Source organism: Actinocorallia sp. B10E7 (genome assembly GCF_039871655.1).
Classification (GTDB): Bacteria; Actinomycetota; Actinomycetes; order Streptosporangiales; family Streptosporangiaceae; genus Actinocorallia.
In genome coordinates this window covers 200376-218438 of the sequence record NZ_JBDPLZ010000003.1, presented here as the reverse complement: position 1 = coordinate 218438, position 18063 = coordinate 200376, and the positions used below count along the sequence as shown (strand labels likewise).

The window sequence follows — 18063 nt, the reverse complement described above, 5'->3', positions numbered from 1 at the left end:
GGAATGCTCTGCCCCGACACCCCGACCCGGGTCATTCTCGGTCCACCCGGAGCCTCGCGCGATAGCGGTCCTGGCGGATCGGGAGGTCGTCGCGCCGGTCGGGGCTCAGGGCCAGCAGGGACAGGGAGAGACGGGCGGTCAGGTGGACGGAGGTCCTGCGCATCGTGTGCAGCCTGAAGGTGCTCCGTCCGGTGGACACGGTCACGACCGCGTCTCCCGGCCAGACGCACTGGACGTCCACCGGGCATCTGCTGTCGCTCTCGACGGCCACGAAGGTGAGGGACGGGCCGCCACGCAGCCGCACGGTCCAGCCCGGCGCGAGGGTGAACGGTTTTCCCGGCCGGACGGTTCTCAGGCGTGCGCCCGGCACCGAAGACACCCTCGACGCGGAGAGTCCTTCGGGGGCGGGGGTTCGGGGCACGTTCGGCAGGACGTCCGGACTCGCGCAGGCCGTCGCAAGGAGCAGCGAAAGCGGGAACAGAGCACTCCGGGATGGCCTCATGGCCGCATGGATATCAGCCGGGAGGCCGCCACGAGGTCAGGGGTCCGGACCGGTCATGAAATATTCGGGTCATGGAACTGCTCGAGGCTCTGCGCGGCACCGCCGCCATCAGGGAATTCACTGACGAACCCGTCTCCGACGCCACCGTCTACCGCATCCTGGACAGCGCCCGGTTCGCGCCCAGCGGCGGCAACAAGCAGGGGTGGCGGGTCGTCGTCGTCAAGGACCCCGAGATCCGCAGGGGCATGCGCGACCTGTACCTGCCGGGGTGGCGGGACTACCGGGCGCTGGGCGAGGCGGGGCTGCGTCCATGGTCGCCGCTGGCCGACCGGGAGGCCGAGGCCGCGGCGCTGGCGAAGGAGCCCGCCGGTGACCACCGCGCCGAGTTCGCCCTCAATCTGGACAAGGTGCCGGTGATGCTCGCCGTGCTGGCCGACCTGAACGAGCTGGCCGCCGTCGACCGCGACTACGACCGCTACACCTTCGCGGGCGGCGCGTCGGTCTACCCGTTCGTGTGGAACGTGCTGCTCGCGGCGCGCGAGGAGGGCCTGGGCGGGGTGATGACGACGATCCACATCCGCCGGGAGGAGGGGGTGCGCGAGCTGCTGCGGGTCCCGGACGGCGTGGCGCTGGCCTCGGTGGTGTTCCTCGGCCACCCGGTGCGCAGGCCGACGAGGCTGCGCCGGGCCAGAGTGCCGGAGTTCGCCACTTTCGACACTTTTGATGGGAGCCCCGTCACACCGCCGGATGTTACTGACCAGTAGGATAGTTTCTCGTGAGCTACCTGTACTGGGAGAGCGTTCCCACCCGCTGGAACGACAACGACTGCTATGGCCACATGAACAACGTCATCCACTACGAGATGATGGACACCGTGGTCAACACCTGGCTCATCCGAGAGGCCGGCTTCGACCCGCGTCATGGTGACGCCATCGGCATGTGCGTGGCCTCTCGCTGCGAGTATAAGGCCGAGTCCCACTTCCCCGAAGTCATCAAGGTGGGCATGCGCATCGGCAAACTCGGCACCTCCAGCGTCAGGTACGAGCTCGGCCTCCACCGCGCCGACGGCGAGACCCTCATCGCGCACGGCGACTTCACCCACGTCTTCGTGGACCGGGAGACCCGCCGGCCCGTCCCGATCACCGGCCCGATGCGCACGGCCATGGAGAAGCTGGTGGTGTCGTCATGACCACGACCCGCGTGTCCGTCCTGACCGAACCCGGCCGCGACACCCCCTACGCCGACTCCCGGCCGCTGGAGATCACCGAGGTGACGCTCGACCCGCCGGGGCCGGGCGAACTTCTGGTCAGGATCGGCGCCGCCGGACTGTGCCACTCCGACCTGTCGGTCATCAACGGCTCGCGGGTGCGCCCGCTGCCGATGGCGCTGGGCCACGAGGCCGCCGGCGAGGTCGTCGCGGTCGGGGAGGGCGCGGAGTTCGCCGTGGGCGACCGCGTCGTCCTGGCCTTCGTGCCCGCCTGCGGCCAATGCCCCCGGTGCCTGGCCGGACGGCCCGCGCTGTGCGTCCCCGGCGCGGCGGCCAACGGCGCCGGCACCCTGCTGGGCGGCGGGCGGCGCATCGACGGCGGCCGGATCAACCACCACCTGGGCGTCTCGGCGTTCTCCGACTACGCGGTGGTCTCCCAGCAGTCGGCCGTCAAGGTCGACCCCGACCTGCCGTTCGAGATCGCGGCGCTGTTCGGCTGCGCGGTGCTGACCGGAGCGGGCGCCGCCCTGCACAGCGCGAAGGTCACTCCCGACGACGGCGTCGCGGTCTTCGGCCTCGGCGGCGTCGGCCTGTCGGCGCTGCTCGCGGCCAAGGCGCTGGGCGCCCCGACGATCGTCGCGATCGACGTCGTCCCCGCCAAGCTGGAGCTCGCCCGGGAACTCGGCGCCACCCACACCGTGCTGGGCGGGCCGGACGCCGTCGCCGAGATCAAGGAGATCACCGGCGGCGGCGCGGACAAGGTCATCGAGACCGCGGGCGTGGTGCCGGTGCTGCGCCAGGCCTACGACGCGGCGGCCCCCGGCGGCACCGCGGTGACCGTGGGCCTGCCCGCCCCCGGCAGGGAGCTGGCGCTGCCCGCGCTCAGCCTCGTCGCCGAGGAGAAGACCCTGCGGGGCAGCTACCTGGGCTCCTGCGTCCCCCGCCGCGACGTCCCCCGCTTCATCGAGATGTACCGCGAGGGCACCCTGCCGGTCGACCGCCTCCTGTCGGGCACCCTCGCCCTGGAGGAGATCAACGCGGGCTTCGACCGGCTGCACACCGGCGAGGCCGTCCGCCAGGTGGTGCTCTTCTAAGGCCTGCGGGACCCCAGCATGCGCAGCGCCAGGTCGGCGTAGGCCGCGGTGATCTGGGCCGGCCTGCGGCTGCGCTGGCTGGGGTACCAGCGGGCCACGTCGATGGCCAGGGACATGATGGCCGTGGTCGCCATGGGCGCCGCCGCGGCGTCGAACACGCCGGTCTCGACGCCCCCGGCGATCGCCTCGTGCAGGAGGGCCTCGGTCTGCCGCCGGATCCCGATCAGCTCGCGCTGGTGGGCCGAGGTCAGCGAGGCGTGCTCGTACTGGACGACCCGGGCCAGGGTGTGGTGCTCGGCGTGGAAGGAGACCATCGCCTCGACGATGGCCCGCACCCGTTCCACCGGACCCGGATTCTCCTCGCACACCCGGCGGACCCGCTCGTAGTTCACCTCATGCCCGGTGCGCGCTATCTCGTACAGCAGCGCTTCCTTCGACGAGAAGTGCATGTACAGGGCGGCGGGGCTCATCCCCGCACGCAATGCCACCTGCCGGGTCGAAGTGCCGTGGTACCCCTGCTCCCCGAAGGCCTCCAGTGCCGCCGTCAGCAGTTTCTGCGCCGTCGGCGGCAGATCCGCCCAAGCCTCTTGGACGGTCTCCGCCGCCATATGACGCCACCTCTGTACTCGCTCCGGACTCCGATGCGGACCCGGAGCCCATCAGACCTTAGACAACGGCCAGGCCGCCGTCCACGGGAATGACGGCACCGTTCACATACGCGCCGGCGCGGCTGGAGAGGAACACCGCGGTGCCCGCCATGTCGTCCGGGCGGCCGATGCGCTTGAGCGGCACCGCCGCGGCGACGGCGTCGCCGAACGCGTCGAGCGTCGCGGCCATCATCTTGGACTCGAACGGGCCGGGCGCGATCGCGTTGACCGTGATGGCCTGCGGGCCGAGTTCCTTGGCCAGCACCCGGGTGAGCTGGTGGACAGCCGCCTTGCTGGAGGTGTAGGAGTAGCGCTGGCCCGGCGTCATGATGCCGTCGACCGAACCGATGTTGATGATCCGCGCCGGGTCGTCGGGGGTGGCGGCCTCGCGCAGACGCGGCAGCAGCGCCTTGGTCAGGTAGAAGGGCGACTTCAGGTTGAGGTCGAGCACCTTGTCCCAGGCCGAGGAGGGGAACTCCTCCAGCGGCGCGCCCCAGGTGGCGCCGGCGTTGTTCACCAGGATGTGCAGCGGCCCGTCGACGGTCTCGGCCAGCCGCAGGCACTCCGCCTCGGTGGACAGGTCGGCGGGCACCCCGACGACCTCGCCCGGGCCCGCCTTGGACAGCTCGGCCACGGCCTGGTCCACCGCGTCGGCCTTGCGGGAGCTGATGATCACCTTGGCGGCTCCGGCCTCCAGCAGGCCCCGGGCGATCATCAACCCGATCCCCCGGGTCCCTCCGGTGACCAGCGCGGTCTTGCCGTCCAGCCGGAACAGGTCCATGAGCAACTCCCGCGGTGTACGAGGTCCGATACAGAGATCAGCAGTCTATCGAGCGGGCGCGGGAAGACTCTCGAGCGTTCTTTCCGTCAAGATCTGATGTATCCTCCCCGGCTGCCCCGTCTCCCGTCGCTTCCCCGGGTGGCCGCCATGACACCTCCTGGACCGACGATCGACGCACGGGATAGGCGGCTTCATGGGAAGATGGGCCCGTGGCCGCGATGGCCGCACGGTAGCGCGATCTCACTGTCTGACATTTTGCTGATCAAGGGGGCGGGACAGAGTGCCCAGTGCTCGTCGCAACAGCGCCGGTCTCCCGGAGTCCACGGCACCCGCCTCCCTTCCGGTCACCCGGCTGCGGCCGGCCTACCAGCAGGTCGCCGACCAGCTGCGGGAGCTGATCCTCGACGGGTCGCTGGCGCCGGGCGACCGGCTGCCCCCGGAGAGCGAGATCGGGGGGAACTTCGGCGTCAGCCGCAGCACCGTCCGCGAGGCGCTGCGCGTCCTGGCGTCGCAGGGACTGGTCCGCACCTCGCGCGGCACCACCGGCGGCACCTTCGTCTCCCAGGTCGACCCCGACCAGATCAGCGACTACCTCGAGGTGGGCATCGGGCTGATGTCGGGGTCCGCGGCGCTGCCGCTCTCGGCCATCCTGGAGGCGCGCGAGCTGCTGGAGGTGCCGGCCACCGCGCTGGCCGCGCGGCGCCGCGAGCAGCACCACCTGGACGCTCTGCGCGACGCCATGGAGAGGGAGAAGCGCACTCGCGGGCGCAGCATGAAGTTCCGGGAGCACCAGCACTTCCACGACGTCATCATGCAGGCGACCGGCAACGGGCTGCTGACGATGATGACCGAACCGGTGTTCCACGTGCTGAGCACCCGCTTCCTGCGGCCCGCCGCCCAGCCGGAGTTCTGGACCATGGTCGACGAGGAGCACGAGCAGATCATCGAGCTGATCGCAGCCGGGGACGCCGAGGGCGCCAGCGAGGCGATGCGCAGGCACCTGAACAACATCCGGGGCGCCTACAGCGAGGACTGAACGGGCAGATGGACGCCCTTCTTGTGACGACGGCCGCCGCGGGGACGACTCCCCTCGGCGGCCTCTTCTTCTCCCGTCCCCGGGCATACCCTAGACTCAATACGTCTGACTTTAGACTGCCCAGAGGATGCCTCCATGACATTGCTCACCGATGAGATCCGTGCGCTCGTCGGCCGGAAGAAGGTCTACACCGCGCCCGAGGAGTTCGGCGCGGCGGCGGGCCGCTACTTCGGCATCGCGATCGGCGACCACAACCCTCTGTACTCCGACCCCGAGTACGCCCGCGCCCAGGGCCTGCCCGGTGTCACCGCTCCGCCGACGCTGATCTGCGAGACCAACCAGTACGCCGACCTGCCGATCCCGCCCGACGGCTACGCCGGCCACGAGTGGGGCATCGAGATCCCCGGCACCCGCAAGGTGCGCGGCGGCAACTCCTACACCTTCCACCGCCGGCTCCGGCCGGACGACGTCGTCACCGCCACCTGGGAGATCACGGACGTCACCGGCAAGACCACCCGGTCCGGGTCGGAGATGCTGATCATCGCCTCGCGGGCGACGTACACCGACCAGAACGGCGGCCTCCTCGCCGAGAACGAGGAGACGATCATCTTCGTGGCACTGGAGGCCGGAAAGTGACGACGCGGGCGGACCACGAGGCGGGCGAGGTCGTCCCGCCGCTGGAGCGGAAGATCGGGCTGGCGGACATGGTCGCCTACGCGGGCGCGACCTGGGACTGGTACCGGCTGCACTACGACCCCGAGTTCGTCAAGGCCGCCAAGGTGCCCGGCCCCGTCGTCGACGGCCAGGTGTTCGGGGCGCTGCTGGTCGAGCAGATCCAGGACTGGCTGGGCCCGCAGTGCTTCGTGCACCGGCTCGACTTCACCTTCAAGGCGCTGGTCTTCGCCGAGGAGACGGTGCGCTGCGAGGGCGTCGTCACCGAAGTGGGCGAGGACTACCTGGTGCTGGAGCAGCGCGTGGTGGTCGTCGGCCCTGACGGCGAGGCCGCGCGTGTGGCCGCGGCCCCGGCCCGCGCGAAGGTGCTCCTGGGCACCGCGGACGGTCCCGGCGCCCGCTGACGCCGCCGCCGGACGCCTCCGCGCGGGCGTCCGGCGGGCGCTTCTCGACCTCGGACCGAGCCCCCGCTAGAATCCGGAACAGCGTTTCGCATGATGAAACTCCAGGGTTCGCAGGGGCGGCCGCGACCTGCGGCGGAGCACTCCTTGACCGTCATACATCAGACCTTTAAAGTGAAGGCCAGTAAAAAGTCAGACCTTTTTGTCAGCCACCGCAAGAGGATCGAACGTTGACTGTGCACGAGGCCGGAATCGGGCGTTACTTCGAGGACTACGCCGTCGGCGACGTCTACCAGCACCCCTTCGGACGGACGATCACCGAGGCCGACAACACCTGGTTCACGCTGCTCACCCTGAACACCAACCAGAACCACTTCAACGCCGACTTCGCCTCGCGCGCCCCCTACGGCAAGGTGATCGTCAACTCCGGCTTCACCGTCGCCCTGGTCCTCGGCCTCTCGGTCGTCGACATGAGCCAGAACGCGCTGCTCAACCTCGGCTGGACCGACATCAAGCTGACCCACCCCGTCTTCGTCGGCGACACCCTCTACGGCGAGTCGATCGTGCTGGAGACCCGCGAGTCCAAGTCGCGGCCCTACGCGGGGATCATCACCATGAAGACCCGCGGCCTCAACCAGGACGGCGAGGAGGTCGTCTCCTGGATCCGCTCGGTCATGATCTACAAGCGCGGCGCCACCCACGACAAGAACTACTTCCCCGTGGCCAGGACCGGGAAGCTGGAGCTGCCCGAGGAACGGGCGTGACCGGACTGAAGATCACCTTCGGTCCCTGGGGCGAGACCCTGGAGGAGCTCGTGGCGGCGGGCCGGGCCGCCGAGGAGGCGGGCGCCACCACCCTATGGGTGCCCGAACTGCACCGCAGCGCCACGGTCACCGCCGCCGCGCTGGCCCAGGGCACCTCCAGCGCCCGGGTCGGCACCGCCATCGCGCTCGCTTTCACCCGCAGCCCGATGGTCACCGCGCTGGAGGCCCTGGACCTCGACGAACTCGCCGGCGGGCGGTTCGTCCTCGGCCTGGGCACCGGCGTCAAGCGGCTCAACGAGGACTGGCACAACGCCCGCTGGGGCAGGCCCGTGGCGCACCTGCGCGAGACCGTCGCGGCGGTGCGGCACTTCGTCGCGCACGCCGCCGACGGGACGCCGATGACGCTGGAGGGCGAACACGAGCCGATGCGCGTCCGCGGCTACCAGAGGCCGTTCCCGCAGGTCCGCAGAGAGATCCCGGTCTACGTCGCGGGCATGGGCCCGGCCATGACGAAGCTGGCCGGACAGATCGGCCAGGGCTGGATCTCGCACGAGCTGTGCTCCCCCGCCTGGCTCGCCGAACGCTCGCTGCCGCCGCTGCTGGAGGGCCTGGCCGCGAGCGGGCGCGACCGCTCCGAGCTGGACGTCGTCGTCTCGGCCTGCTGCTCGGTCGACCCCGACCCGGCCACCGCCCGCCGCCGCGCCGCCGGGACCGCCGGCTTCTACGCGTCCGTCCGCACCTACGCCGATTTCTTCGCCTTCCACGACCTCGCCGAGGACCAGGAGAAGGTCATCGAGGCCTTCCGCTCCGGGAGCGGGGCCGACCGGCTGGCCGGCGCCGTCTCCGACCGCATGACCGAGGCCCTCACCCTCACCGGGGCGCTCGACCAGGTCGCCGAACGCGTCTGGGCCTACGCGGGCGCCGCCGACTCCATCAAGCTGACGCCGCCCACCCACGACCTCGAGCCCGCCGAGATCAGAGCCGCGCAGGCCCGCGTCATCGAACTGATCAAGGAGCTGTCTTGAAGCCGCTGGAGGACGTCCGGATCATCTCGCTGGAGCAGTACGGCGCGGGCCCGTTCGGCTCGCTGCACCTGGCCGACCAGGGCGCCGAGATCATCAAGATCGAGGATCCGCGGACCGGCGGGGACGTCGGGCGTTATGTTCCGCCGTACGCCGAGGACGAGGACTCGCTGTTCTACGAGACCTTCAACCGCAACAAGAAGTCGATCTCGCTGGACATGTCCACGCCGTCCGGGCGCGCGGTCTTCGAGGACCTGGTGCGCAACGCGGACGCCGTCTACTCCAACCTGCGCGGCGACGTCCCGGCCAAGCTGAGGATCACCTACGACGACCTCAAGCATGTCAACCCGAAGATCGTCTGCTGCTCGCTCAGCGGCTTCGGCATGACCGGCCCCCGCGCCGGCCAGCCCGCCTACGACTACATCCTGCAGGGCCTGACCGGCTGGATGGACCTCACCGGCGAGCCCGACGGACCGCCCACCAAGTCGGGACTGTCCCTGGTCGACTACTGCGGCGGCTACGTCGCGGTGCTGGCGCTGCTCACCGGCCTGCACGCGGCCCGCCGCGACGGGGTCGGCATGGACTGCGACGTCTCCCTCTACGACACCGCGCTCTCGATGCTCACCTACCCGGGCACCTGGCACATGAACGCCGGTTTCACCCCGGTCCGCACCCGCCACTCCGCCCACCCCTCGCTGGTGCCGTTCCAGGCGTTCGAGGCCAGGGACGGCTGGATCGTCGTCGGCTGCGCCAAGGAGAAGTTCTGGCAGCGGCTCGTCGAGGTGCTCGAGCGCCCCGACCTGGGCGCCGACCCCCGCTACGCCACCTTCGCCGACCGCCAGAGGAACGCCGGCACGCTGCTGCCGGAGCTGGAGCGGATCATCGCGACCCGCACGGTCGAGGAATGGCTCGAGCCGATGACCGCCGCGGCCATCCCGTGCGGCCCGATCAACGACGTCGCCCAGGCGCTGCGGGACGAGCACGCCTTTGCCCGCGACCTGATCGTCGAGACCGAGCACCCGCGCTACGGCACGCTCAAGAACCTGGCCTCTCCCGTCCGTGTCGGCTCCGGCCAGCCCGAGTACCGGCGCGCCCCCCAGCGCGGCGAGCACTCCGGCGAGATCCTGCGCGAGGTCCTCGGCTACTCCCCCGAGCACATCGCCGCGCTGACCGGCGAAGGGGCCTTCGGAGCCGGGGCATGACGACCATCGCGGAAGAACTGGCCGCCTGGGCGCTGGGCGTCCGGGCCGAACGGGTTCCCCCGGAGGTCCGGCGGGCGGCGGCCCGGCATCTGCTCGACGCGCTCGGCAACGCGGTCGCGGGGGCCAGGGCGGGCGCCGCCGACGCCGCGGTCCGCACCGCCTCGGCGATGGGGCCGGGCGACGCGCTCGTCATCGGGCATCCAGGGCGGGTCTCCCGTTCGGCTGCGGCGCTCGCCAACGGGGTGCTGATCCACGCGCTGGACTTCGACGACACCCACGCGGGCGGGCTCGTGCACGCCTCCGCGCCCGTCGTGCCGGTGGTGCTGGCCGAAGGCGGGGAGGTCTCGGGCGCCGAGGCGCTCACCGCGCTCGCGATCGGACTCGAGACGATCTGCCGGCTCGGGGCCGCCGCGCCGCACGGCTTCCACGCCGTCGGGCTGCACGCCACGGCCGCCTGCGGGGTCTTCGCCGCCGCGCTCACCGCCGCCCGGCTGCGCGGCCTGACGGTGGACGAGACCGTCAACGCCCTGGGCATCGCGGGCAGCCGCGCGTCCGGGCTGCTGGAGTTCCTCAACACCGGCAGCTCCACCAAACAGCTCCACCCCGGTTTCGCCGCCTCGGACGGCCTCACCGCCGCCGCGCTCGCCGCTGCGGGAGCCACCGGCCCCTCGACCGTCTTCGAAGGCGAATACGGCCTCTACCGGGCGCTGGCACGCCGCGACGCCGACCGTCCGGCGATCCTCGACTCCCTCGGCGAACGCTGGGAGGCCACCCGCATCACCGTCAAGCCGTATCCGGCCTGCCAGTTGATGCACGCCCAGCTCGACGCCGCCCACAAGGCGCGCGCCGAGCTGGGCGCCGTCGAGGACGTCCGCGGCATCGACGAAGTGGTCGTCGAGGCCCACCCGGACGCCGCGTCGATCGTGTGCGCGCCCGGCAAGGAGACGCCTCGTTCGGCCTACGACGCCAAGTTCAGCCTGCCGTGGAGCGTCGCGGCGATGCTGCTCGACGGGCAGGTCACCGTCGCGACCTACGACCGGATCGACCGGCCCGAGGTGCTGGCCCTCGCCGCGCGGGTCCGGACCGAGGTCGTGGACTTCGGCGGGGTCGCCGCCGACCAGCCCGGCCGGATCCGCGTCCGGACGGCCTCGGGCACGACGGTCTCCGCCGAGGTACCGCGCAGCGGCGGCGGACCGGACGACCCTGACCTCGACCGGCTGGTCTCCGCCAAGGCCCTGGGCAACCTCGGCCCCGGCGGCGAAGAGATCGTCGCGGCCGCCCTCGGCCTGGCCGACGCGCCTTCGACGGCGGCTCTCCTCGGCGCCCTGTCCCTTTCCGCCAGAGGCGGGATCTCCACGTTCAAGGGGTCTGACCACGATGAGCTCTGAAACGACACGCCTGTCGGCCGTGGCCGGCACCGTCGAGGACGCCTACGCCGGGGCCCTCGACGCGCTGGCCGGGGCCGGGCTCGGCCCGTCCGACGTGGTGCACGTGGTGGAGTACGCCGCCAAGGCGGCGCTGGACTCCTATGAGCGGGTCGAGAACGCCCGGGGCAAGGCGCTGGACGGGCACCGGGCGCCGGTCGCGACCGTCGGCGTCGAAGGGCTGCCGCAGGAGGACGCGGAGCTGTCGGTCGAGCTGACGGCCTTCCCCGGCGGCGGGCGGCTGGTGCAGGCCCACCCGGACTCCGGTTTCCACCGGGGCACGATCCGGGTGGCCGACGACATCGTCTACCTGCCGAGCATCCACCCGCACGACGGCACGTCGATCGTGTTCGCCGACGACTTCCGCGAGCAGTACCGCTACTGCCTGGAGAAGGCCGGCGAGCTGCTGAAAGCCGCCGGTGTGGGGCTGGACGCGCTGGTGCAGACCACCGACTACACCGCCCGCGCGACCCGCTCGCAGTATCCGCGTTGCGGGCGTCCCCGCAAGGAACTGCTCGGCGGCACGGGCCCGGACGGACGCCCGGTGCACCCGGGCGCGGCGGGGATCGTCATCGACCAGGCCGTCGTGCCGGGAGCGATGGTCTCGCTGGACGCGATCGCCTCCACGGTGCCGTTCCGCGCGGTCAACCCGGGCTGGAAGCGGTACGAGACACTGACGTACAAGCCGGGCCTGGCCACCGACCGCACCATGTTCATGTCGGGGTTCGGCTCGCTGGAGCCCGCCACCCAGAAGGCCATCTTCGATGACGACCTCCTGGCGCAGGCGGAGTACACCTACGCCTCGATCGCGGCGGTGCTGCGTGAGGCCGGGCTGGGTGAGACGCTGCCGTACGGCTGCGTCACGCGGCTGGTGGAGTACATCACGCCCGACGCCGTCTCCCGGTACGACGAGGTGACGGAGATCCGCCGCAAGTACTTCGGAGACACCCCGGCGCTGACGTCCGTGGTGTGCTCGGCGCTGCTGCGTCCGGAGTTCCTCATCGAAGTCGTCCCGACGGCGGTGTTCCCGTCATGACCGTCGCGATCGTCGGCGCCGCCGAATCCGATCTCGGGGTGACCGGCAAGTCCATCCTCACCCTGCAGGCGCAGGGCATCACCCGGGCGCTGGCCGACGCCGGGCTGTCGTTGTCCGACGTCGACGGGCTGGCCACCGCCGGGGTGTCCCGCTTCTCGGCCACGCAACTGGCGGAGTACCTGGGGTTGGAACCGTCCTGGACGGACTCCACGTTCGCCGGAGGGTCGGCGTTCGAGATGTACGTGGCGCGCGCCGCGCAGGCCATCGAGGCCGGGCAGTGCTCGACGGTCGTCATCTCCTACGGCTCCGACCAGCGGTCGGCGAAGTCCCGTTCCCTTGGCGGGCTGCAGGAGTCTCACATCCCGCAGGCGCAGTTCGAGGACCCGTACGCGCCGCTGTTCCCGCTGTCGTACTACGCCATGGCCGCGCAGCGGTACCTCCACTCCTACGGCGGCGGACGGGAATGGCTGGCCGAGGTGGCGGTGGCCGCCCGGGAGTGGGCGCTGCTCAACCCGAAGGCGTTCCGTTACGAGGCCGGGCCGCTGACCGTCGAGGAGGTGCTGGCCGCCAAACCGATCTCCTCTCCCCTGACGGTGGCGGACTGCTGCCTCGTCACGGACGGCGGCGGCGCGATCGTGCTGACGTCGCTGGAGCGGGCCCGGGACCTGCCGAACACTCCCGTCACGGTGCTGGGTTACGGGGAGTCGACGACCAACGCCTCGATGACGGGCGTCGACGACCTGCTGCGTCCCGGCTCGTTCGCCTCCGGTGAGGCGGCTTTCCGGATGGCGGGGCTCAGGCCGTCCGACGTGGACGTTCTGCAGCTGTACGACTCCTTCACCATCACGGTGCTACTCACCCTCGAGGGGCTCGGCTTCTGCAAGCCCGGTGAAGCGGGCGACCTGGTGTCCAGTGGACGGACCCGTCCCGGCGGAGACCTGCCGTTGAACACCTCCGGCGGCGGGCTGTCCTACAACCACCCGGGCATGTTCGGGCTGCTGCTGCTCGTCGAGGCCGTCCGCCAGTTGCGCGGCGAATGCGGCGAACGGCAGGTGCCCGGCGCCGAGACCGCCCTGGCCCACGGCACGGGCGGCATCTTCTCCACCCACGCGACAGTCCTCCTGGGGGTCGACCGATGAGCGAACCGGAGATCCCCGTCGACGAGGTGACCGCCCCCTGGTGGGAGGCCACCCGCGAACGGCGGCTGATCGTCCAGGAATGCCGGGAGTGCGGGCGCCTCCAGCACTACCCGCGCGCGCTGTGCACCGGCTGCGGCGGCACCGACCTGGACTTCACGGACGTCTCGGGCCTCGGCACCGTCGACTCCTTCACCCTCGTGCACCGCGCCCCCCGCCCCGGGCTGGAGACCCCCTACGTGGTGGCCCGCGTCCGCCTCGCCGAAGGCCCCCTGCTGCTGACCAACCTCGTGGACGCCGACCCCGGCTCCTGGCGGTGCGACACGCCCGTCCGGGTCGCGTGGCGCCCGCTGCCCGACGGCCGCCACCTGCCGGTGTTCGCCCCTTCGAACCAGGACTGACATGGACTTCTCCCTCACCGAAGAACAGAAGCTGTTCCGCGACACGCTGCGGGACTTCGTCAACAAGGAGATCCGCCCCGTCGCGCAGGAGTGGGAGGCCTCCGGCCGCTACCCCACCGAGATCGTCGACGGGATGAAGGAGATGGGCCTGTTCGGGCTGACCGTCCCCGAGGAGTACGGGGGCCTCGGCGTCGACATGGTGTCGTTCGCTCTCGTCTTCGAGGAGATCTCCAAGGGCTGGATGGGCATCGCCGGCATCCTCGGCAGCCACTCCCTGGCCTGCTGGATGATCAACAAGCACGGCACCGAGGAGCAGAAGGCCCGGCTGCTGCCCGACCTGGCGGCCGGGCGGCGCCGCACCGGGATCGGCCTCACCGAGCCGGGCGCCGGCACCGACCTTCAGGGCATCTCCACCACCGCGCGGCTCGGGGGCGAGCACTCCGACTACTACATCGTCAACGGCAGCAAGACGTGGATCACCAACGCCCGCCACGCCGACCCGCTGCCCGTCCTGGTCAAGACCGACCCGACGGCCACGCCCGCGCACAAGGGCATGTCGGTGCTGCTGATCGACGCCGACACCCCCGGCTTCACCGTCTCCCGCGACCTGCCGAAGCTCGGGTACAAGGGCACCGAGTCGTGCGAGATCGTCCTCGACGATGTGCGGGTCCCGAAGGAGAACCTCCTCGGCGGCGTCGAGGGGCGCGGCATGCAGCAGGTCCTCGGCGGGCTGGAGGTCGGCCGCATCAACGTCGCCGCGCGCTCCCTCGGCATCGCCCAGGCCGCCTACGACGAGGCCCTCGGCTACGCCGCCCAGCGCGAGGCGTTCGGCAAGCCCATCCACGACTTCCAGGCCGTCCAGCTCAAGCTCGCCGAGATGGCCATCAAGGTCCAGGCCTCGCGCCTGCTCGTGTACTGGGCCGCCTCCCAGGCCGACGCCGGACACCGCGTCGACATGGAGGCGGGCATGGCCAAGACCTTCGCCTCCGAGGCCGCCATGGAGTGCGCCCTGACGTCCATGCAGGTCCACGGCGGTTACGGCTACTCCAAGGAGTTCGTCGTCGAACGCCTCTTCCGCGACGCGCCCCTGATGAGCATCGGCGAGGGCACCAACGACATCATGCGCACCGTCATCGCCAAGGCGCTGACCAGCGGCAAGGGCGTCATCGGATGAGTGCCCGCTCCGCCCTCTACGTCCCCGGCGACGCGGCCGGCAAGCTCGCCAAGGCCCTCGCCAAGGGCGCGGACGAGCTGATCGTCGACCTCGAGGACGCCGTGCCCCAGGCGGGCAAGGAGGCGGCCCGCGCCACCGTCTCCTCCTGGCTCGGCGGCCTCCCGCCCGAGATCGCGGGCCCCCGCCTGTGGGTGCGGATCAACCCCGGCGCGCAGGGCCACGAGGACCTGCGCGCCGTGGCCGCCCCCGGCCTGACCGGCGTCTGCGTCGCCAAGGCCGAAGACCCCGCCGACCTGGCCGGGCTCGACGCCCTGCTGACGTCGCTGGAGAAGGAGAGATCCATCCCGGAGCCGCTGCGGCTCATCCCGCTGCTGGAATCCGGCGAGGCCCTCTTCCGCGCCCGCGAACTGGCCCGCTCCCCCCGCGTCACCCGCCTCCAGCTGGGCGAAGCGGACCTGGCCGCCGACCTGGGCGTCACCCCCTCCCCCGACGGCCGCGAACTCCTGTGGGCCCGCTCCCAGGTGGTGGCGGCCAGCGCCGCCGCGAAGATCAGCCCGCCGATCGCCCCGGTGAGCACCGACTTCCGCGACCTGGACGCCCTGCGCGAATCCACCGAAGCCCTCCGCCGCCTGGGCTTCTGGGGCCGGGCGTGCATCCACCCGGCCCAGATCCCGGTCGTCCACGAGGTCTTCACCCCGTCGGAAGAGGAGCTCGCCAAGGCCCGCGACATCGTCGCCCGCTACGACGAGGCCCTCACCTCCGGCACCGGCGTCTGCCTCGACGCGTCGGGTCGGCTCATAGACGAGGCGGTGGTCCGCTCCGCCCGCCGCCTCCTCTCCTGACAACCGGCGGCCCGGTCCGGGGGTTTGGCTTCTCGTCAAGGCGGCCCGACATCACGCCGCCTTGACGAGAAGGGCCTCCGGGCCTCCGACCCGGAGGCGGCTCTCACAGGGGGCGGGTCTCCAGGGCGTGTTCCAGGTTCTGCTGGGCTCGGGCGGCCACCCTGGCCTTGTAGGCGATGGGCATGTAGCGGACGCGTTCGGGGAGGAAGGGGGTGGTGCGGGCGATGGTCCGGCCGATGACACGCAGTTTGCGTTCGTCGGCGGCGGTCCAGGTCAGGCCGAGTTTCTCCCTCGCGACCGGGGGGAGCGTGCCGGTGATGATGAGGCGGCCCAGGCGGCCGACCGACAGGCTGAGCGGCTTCAGGACGGGGTGCAGGGCGGCGGGGACGGTCGGGGGGACCTCTTCCATGCCGTCCAGGACGTGGTAGGCCGTCCTGTGCGGGATGAGGGTGTTCTCCACCATGTCGTTGAAGTAGGTCCAGTAGTCGGCGATGGTGGGCGGGAGCATGCGCTCGGGGACCTGGAGGATGCGCCCCAGCCGCATGAACTCGTCGAAGGTCTGCTGTTCGTGCTCCTCCCACGGCTCCAGGGAGAAGTAGCGGGCCGCGGCGGAGGCGGCGTAGAAGCCGGTCAGGTGCACCCACGCCCACGGCTCGGCGGACAGGGCGTGGTGGCGCACGCCGTTCTCGTCCACGGCGCTGAGCGGCTTGTGCATCTCGCGCAGCCGCTTGCCCTCCTCGATCGCGGTCCGGCCGCCGTAGATCCAGGTCTGCACCGATGTGAAGCTGCGGACGGCGCGCCCGACGGGGTCGGTGCGGAAGCTGGAGAGCTGGTCGACTACGGTGCCGATCGACGGGTGCATCACCTGCAGGATGAAGGCGCTGTTGCCGGCGAGCATCGAGGTGTACATGCCGAACGAGTCCCACATCAGGGAGCCGGGGCCGAACGGTTCGGGCTCCTGCCGTGCCGCGGGCTTCACCGGGTCGGCGGAGGTCGGCGGGACGACGGATTCGGGATCGCCGTGTTCGATCAGGGTCATCGTTCGTTCTCCTCGGGGTGTCTGAAGGGCCGCTGATCTCACAGAGGGCGGGTGGCCAGGGCGTGGTCCAGGCTCTGCCGCGCCCGCGCGGCCACGCGGGCCCGGTAGGCGATCGGCATGTAGCGCACGCGTTCCGGAAGGAGGGGCGAGGTGCGCGCGACGGCCTGGCCGAGGGCGCGCAGCCTGCGCTCGTCGGCGGCGGTCCAGGTCAGGCCGAGCTTCTCCCTCGCGGCCGGCGGGAGCGTCCCGGCGGTGACGAACCTGCCGACCCGTCCGGTCGCCATGCCGATCCGGGCGAGCGCCGGACGCAGCGCCGCCGGGCCGGCGACCGGGGTCTTGTCCATCATGTCCACCACCTCGAGCGCCACCTTGGTGGCCTCCAGGGTGTCGTCCACGGTCTTGTCGAAGGAGGTCCAGAAGTCCTCGAGGGTCTCGGGCAGCATCCGTTCCGGGACGCGCAGGATGCGTCCGAGGTTCATGAACTCGTCGAAGATCCGCTGTTCCTCGGCGCGGGTCGGCGGCGCGGGGGCGAAGTAGCGGGCCGCCATCAGCGTGCCGTAGAGGCCGGTGACGTGCACCCAGGCCCAGGCGTCGGCGGACAGCGCGTGGTGGCGGCGGCCCTCCTCGTCGAAGGAGACGAGCGGCTTGTGCATCTCCCGCAGTCGCTTGCCCTCCTCGATCGCGGCCTCGCCTCCGTACACCCAGGTCTGCACGGAGGCGAAGCTGCGGACGGCGCGGCCCACCGGGTCGGTGCGGAACGCCGAGTACTGGTCGCTGACGACGGAGACCGTCGGGTGCATCGCCTGCAGGATGAAGGCGCAGTTGCCGGCGAACGCGGATGTGTAGAGGCCCATGTGTTCCCACAGGTACGAGCCGGGTCCGAACGGGACGGGCTCGACGGCGGACGTCCTCGTGGTGGTCTCGGGGAGACCGCTCTCTTCGGTCAGGCTCAACGTTCGTCTCCTGCGGTGACGGGCCGGGATTCCTCCCTTAAGCTAAACGCGAATAAGTAGTCGCTTACAAGTCGCGTTCGGGAAACATCCAAGGCGGTGCCGCATGCCCCCTTCACCTGGTCATCCACCCCGCCGGATCCCCCAGCAGGAGCGCTCCAAACGCATGGTCGAGCGCATCCTGGACGCCGCTACTCGCGTTCTGTCCGAACGCGGCTACGACGGCGCGTCCACCAACCGGATCGCCGCGACCGCCGGGATCAGCAACGGCTCGCTCTACCAGTACTTCCCCAACAAGGACGCCATCGTGGTCGCGGTCCTCGACCGCTTCGCCGACCACCTCGCCGAACGGCTCGGCGCGAAGATCGAGACCGCCATGTCCGAGCCCTGGCAGAACGGCGGCCGCATCCTCCTGGCCGCCCAGATCAAGCTCCTGGAGGAGAACGCCGACCTCCTGCGCATCATCGTCGAACAGGTTCCCCGCCTGGGCCCCTTCGACAAACTGAACGCGCTGCAGCACCGCCTGACCGACATCGTCCGCATCTACCTGCTCGTCAACCGCGAGCACTTCCGCCCGGACCTCGACATCGACACCACCCTCTGGATCCTCACCGAGACCGTCGGCCAGCTGTCGATCCGCTACGTCCTGGACCGCCCGCCCATCCCCCACGACCGCATGGTCGAAGAACTCGCCGCCCTCGTCATCCGCCACATCGCCAAGTGACCCACCGTC

The 18063-nt window shown here is 71.1% G+C and carries 21 protein-coding genes; 16 read left to right on the top strand and 5 right to left on the bottom strand.

Going from position 1 to position 18063, the window contains the following annotated elements:
• Positions 1-31: 31 nt before the first annotated feature.
• A complete protein-coding gene (locus ABGB12_RS10815) occupies positions 32-370 on the bottom strand; it encodes a hypothetical protein (protein WP_347676554.1) in 339 nt (112 codons plus the stop codon).
• 203 nt (positions 371-573) lie between these two features.
• On the opposite strand from ABGB12_RS10815, the gene ABGB12_RS10810 reads away from it, so the two are divergent.
• The 3 genes from ABGB12_RS10810 to ABGB12_RS10800 are packed head-to-tail and all read left to right on the top strand — an operon-like array spanning position 574 to position 2803.
• Complete coding sequence (locus ABGB12_RS10810; protein WP_347676552.1) at positions 574-1266, top strand: nitroreductase family protein; 693 nt, start codon at positions 574-576, stop codon at positions 1264-1266.
• A gap of 11 nt (positions 1267-1277) precedes the next feature.
• Positions 1278-1691 carry a thioesterase family protein gene (locus ABGB12_RS10805; RefSeq protein WP_347676550.1) on the top strand — a complete coding sequence of 138 codons (414 nt, stop codon included), beginning with the start codon at positions 1278-1280 and terminating at the stop codon, positions 1689-1691.
• Entirely contained in the window at positions 1688-2803 is a 1116-nt protein-coding gene (locus ABGB12_RS10800; protein WP_347676548.1) for a zinc-binding dehydrogenase, read from the top strand. The genes ABGB12_RS10805 and ABGB12_RS10800 overlap by 4 nt, the downstream gene beginning before the upstream one ends.
• Here ABGB12_RS10800 and ABGB12_RS10795 read toward each other — a convergent pair.
• Together ABGB12_RS10795 and ABGB12_RS10790 are read right to left on the bottom strand one after the other, a co-directional pair.
• A complete protein-coding gene (locus ABGB12_RS10795) occupies positions 2800-3411 on the bottom strand; it encodes a TetR/AcrR family transcriptional regulator (protein ID WP_347676546.1) in 612 nt (203 codons plus the stop codon). The two genes, ABGB12_RS10800 and ABGB12_RS10795, sit on opposite strands and share 4 nt — an antisense overlap.
• Positions 3412-3469: 58 nt before the next feature.
• Positions 3470-4231: an SDR family oxidoreductase gene (locus ABGB12_RS10790; protein WP_347676544.1), complete on the bottom strand. Its 762-nt coding sequence runs from the start codon at positions 4229-4231 to the stop codon at positions 3470-3472.
• A 280-nt stretch (positions 4232-4511) separates the two neighbouring features.
• Between ABGB12_RS10790 and ABGB12_RS10785 the strand changes: the two genes are divergently transcribed.
• The 12 genes from ABGB12_RS10785 (at position 4512) to ABGB12_RS10730 (ending at position 15341) form a co-directional block, all read left to right on the top strand.
• Positions 4512-5267 carry a FadR/GntR family transcriptional regulator gene (locus tag ABGB12_RS10785; protein WP_347676542.1) on the top strand — a complete coding sequence of 252 codons (756 nt, stop codon included), beginning with the start codon at positions 4512-4514 and terminating at the stop codon, positions 5265-5267.
• A 135-nt stretch (positions 5268-5402) separates the two neighbouring features.
• Positions 5403-5903: a MaoC family dehydratase N-terminal domain-containing protein gene (locus ABGB12_RS10780; RefSeq protein ID WP_347676540.1), complete on the top strand. Its 501-nt coding sequence runs from the start codon at positions 5403-5405 to the stop codon at positions 5901-5903.
• Entirely contained in the window at positions 5900-6343 is a 444-nt protein-coding gene (locus tag ABGB12_RS10775) for a MaoC/PaaZ C-terminal domain-containing protein (RefSeq protein ID WP_347676538.1), read from the top strand. Before ABGB12_RS10780 ends, ABGB12_RS10775 begins: the two co-directional genes overlap by 4 nt.
• A gap of 233 nt (positions 6344-6576) precedes the next feature.
• The gene (locus ABGB12_RS10770) at positions 6577-7104 is read left to right on the top strand and encodes a MaoC family dehydratase (RefSeq protein WP_347677701.1); all 528 of its coding nucleotides are present in this window, start codon (positions 6577-6579) and stop codon (positions 7102-7104) included.
• Positions 7101-8129, top strand: a complete 1029-nt coding sequence (locus ABGB12_RS10765) for an LLM class flavin-dependent oxidoreductase (RefSeq protein WP_347676536.1) — start codon at positions 7101-7103, stop codon at positions 8127-8129. Before ABGB12_RS10770 ends, ABGB12_RS10765 begins: the two co-directional genes overlap by 4 nt.
• Complete coding sequence (locus ABGB12_RS10760; protein ID WP_347676534.1) at positions 8126-9328, top strand: CoA transferase; 1203 nt, start codon at positions 8126-8128, stop codon at positions 9326-9328. The genes ABGB12_RS10765 and ABGB12_RS10760 overlap by 4 nt, the downstream gene beginning before the upstream one ends.
• Positions 9325-10716, top strand: a complete 1392-nt coding sequence (locus tag ABGB12_RS10755; RefSeq protein WP_347676532.1) for an MmgE/PrpD family protein — start codon at positions 9325-9327, stop codon at positions 10714-10716. Before ABGB12_RS10760 ends, ABGB12_RS10755 begins: the two co-directional genes overlap by 4 nt.
• Positions 10706-11788, top strand: a complete 1083-nt coding sequence (locus ABGB12_RS10750; protein ID WP_347676530.1) for a RidA family protein — start codon at positions 10706-10708, stop codon at positions 11786-11788. Before ABGB12_RS10755 ends, ABGB12_RS10750 begins: the two co-directional genes overlap by 11 nt.
• On the top strand, positions 11785-12927 hold the full coding sequence (locus ABGB12_RS10745) for an acetyl-CoA acetyltransferase (RefSeq protein WP_347676528.1): 1143 nt from the start codon (positions 11785-11787) through the stop codon (positions 12925-12927). Before ABGB12_RS10750 ends, ABGB12_RS10745 begins: the two co-directional genes overlap by 4 nt.
• Positions 12924-13325 carry a Zn-ribbon domain-containing OB-fold protein gene (locus tag ABGB12_RS10740; protein ID WP_347676526.1) on the top strand — a complete coding sequence of 134 codons (402 nt, stop codon included), beginning with the start codon at positions 12924-12926 and terminating at the stop codon, positions 13323-13325. Before ABGB12_RS10745 ends, ABGB12_RS10740 begins: the two co-directional genes overlap by 4 nt.
• Position 13326: 1 nt before the next feature.
• Positions 13327-14499, top strand: a complete 1173-nt coding sequence (locus tag ABGB12_RS10735; protein ID WP_347676524.1) for an acyl-CoA dehydrogenase family protein — start codon at positions 13327-13329, stop codon at positions 14497-14499.
• Positions 14496-15341, top strand: a complete 846-nt coding sequence (locus ABGB12_RS10730) for a CoA ester lyase (RefSeq protein WP_347676522.1) — start codon at positions 14496-14498, stop codon at positions 15339-15341. The genes ABGB12_RS10735 and ABGB12_RS10730 overlap by 4 nt, the downstream gene beginning before the upstream one ends.
• 103 nt (positions 15342-15444) lie before the next feature.
• Here the strand turns inward: ABGB12_RS10730 and ABGB12_RS10725 are convergent, their stop codons facing one another.
• Positions 15445-16380 carry an oxygenase MpaB family protein gene (locus ABGB12_RS10725; protein WP_347676520.1) on the bottom strand — a complete coding sequence of 312 codons (936 nt, stop codon included), beginning with the start codon at positions 16378-16380 and terminating at the stop codon, positions 15445-15447.
• Between the two features lie 38 nt (positions 16381-16418).
• Complete coding sequence (locus ABGB12_RS10720; protein WP_347676519.1) at positions 16419-17333, bottom strand: oxygenase MpaB family protein; 915 nt, start codon at positions 17331-17333, stop codon at positions 16419-16421.
• Positions 17334-17496: 163 nt separating this feature from the next.
• On the opposite strand from ABGB12_RS10720, the gene ABGB12_RS10715 reads away from it, so the two are divergent.
• Positions 17497-18054 (top strand): TetR/AcrR family transcriptional regulator, encoded by a 558-nt coding sequence (locus ABGB12_RS10715; RefSeq protein WP_347676517.1) that lies wholly within the window; start codon positions 17497-17499, stop codon positions 18052-18054.
• Positions 18055-18063 lie beyond the last annotated feature (9 nt).

Excerpts from the sequence above, each read along its gene's own strand:
- ABGB12_RS10725 (WP_347676520.1), bottom strand. The coding sequence starts at position 16,380 with ATGACCCTGATCGAACACGGCGATCCCGAATCCGTCGTCCCGCCGACC.
- ABGB12_RS10735 (WP_347676524.1), top strand. The coding sequence starts at position 13,327 with ATGGACTTCTCCCTCACCGAAGAACAGAAGCTGTTCCGCGACACGCTG.
- ABGB12_RS10795 (WP_347676546.1), bottom strand. The coding sequence starts at position 3,411 with ATGGCGGCGGAGACCGTCCAAGAGGCTTGGGCGGATCTGCCGCCGACG.
- ABGB12_RS10730 (WP_347676522.1), top strand. The coding sequence starts at position 14,496 with ATGAGTGCCCGCTCCGCCCTCTACGTCCCCGGCGACGCGGCCGGCAAG.
- ABGB12_RS10745 (WP_347676528.1), top strand. The coding sequence starts at position 11,785 with ATGACCGTCGCGATCGTCGGCGCCGCCGAATCCGATCTCGGGGTGACC.
- ABGB12_RS10755 (WP_347676532.1), top strand. The coding sequence starts at position 9,325 with ATGACGACCATCGCGGAAGAACTGGCCGCCTGGGCGCTGGGCGTCCGG.
- ABGB12_RS10810 (WP_347676552.1), top strand. The coding sequence starts at position 574 with ATGGAACTGCTCGAGGCTCTGCGCGGCACCGCCGCCATCAGGGAATTC.
- ABGB12_RS10790 (WP_347676544.1), bottom strand. The coding sequence starts at position 4,231 with ATGGACCTGTTCCGGCTGGACGGCAAGACCGCGCTGGTCACCGGAGGG.
- ABGB12_RS10800 (WP_347676548.1), top strand. The coding sequence starts at position 1,688 with ATGACCACGACCCGCGTGTCCGTCCTGACCGAACCCGGCCGCGACACC.
- ABGB12_RS10750 (WP_347676530.1), top strand. The coding sequence starts at position 10,706 with ATGAGCTCTGAAACGACACGCCTGTCGGCCGTGGCCGGCACCGTCGAG.
- ABGB12_RS10740 (WP_347676526.1), top strand. The coding sequence starts at position 12,924 with ATGAGCGAACCGGAGATCCCCGTCGACGAGGTGACCGCCCCCTGGTGG.
- ABGB12_RS10780 (WP_347676540.1), top strand. The coding sequence starts at position 5,403 with ATGACATTGCTCACCGATGAGATCCGTGCGCTCGTCGGCCGGAAGAAG.
- ABGB12_RS10715 (WP_347676517.1), top strand. The coding sequence starts at position 17,497 with ATGGTCGAGCGCATCCTGGACGCCGCTACTCGCGTTCTGTCCGAACGC.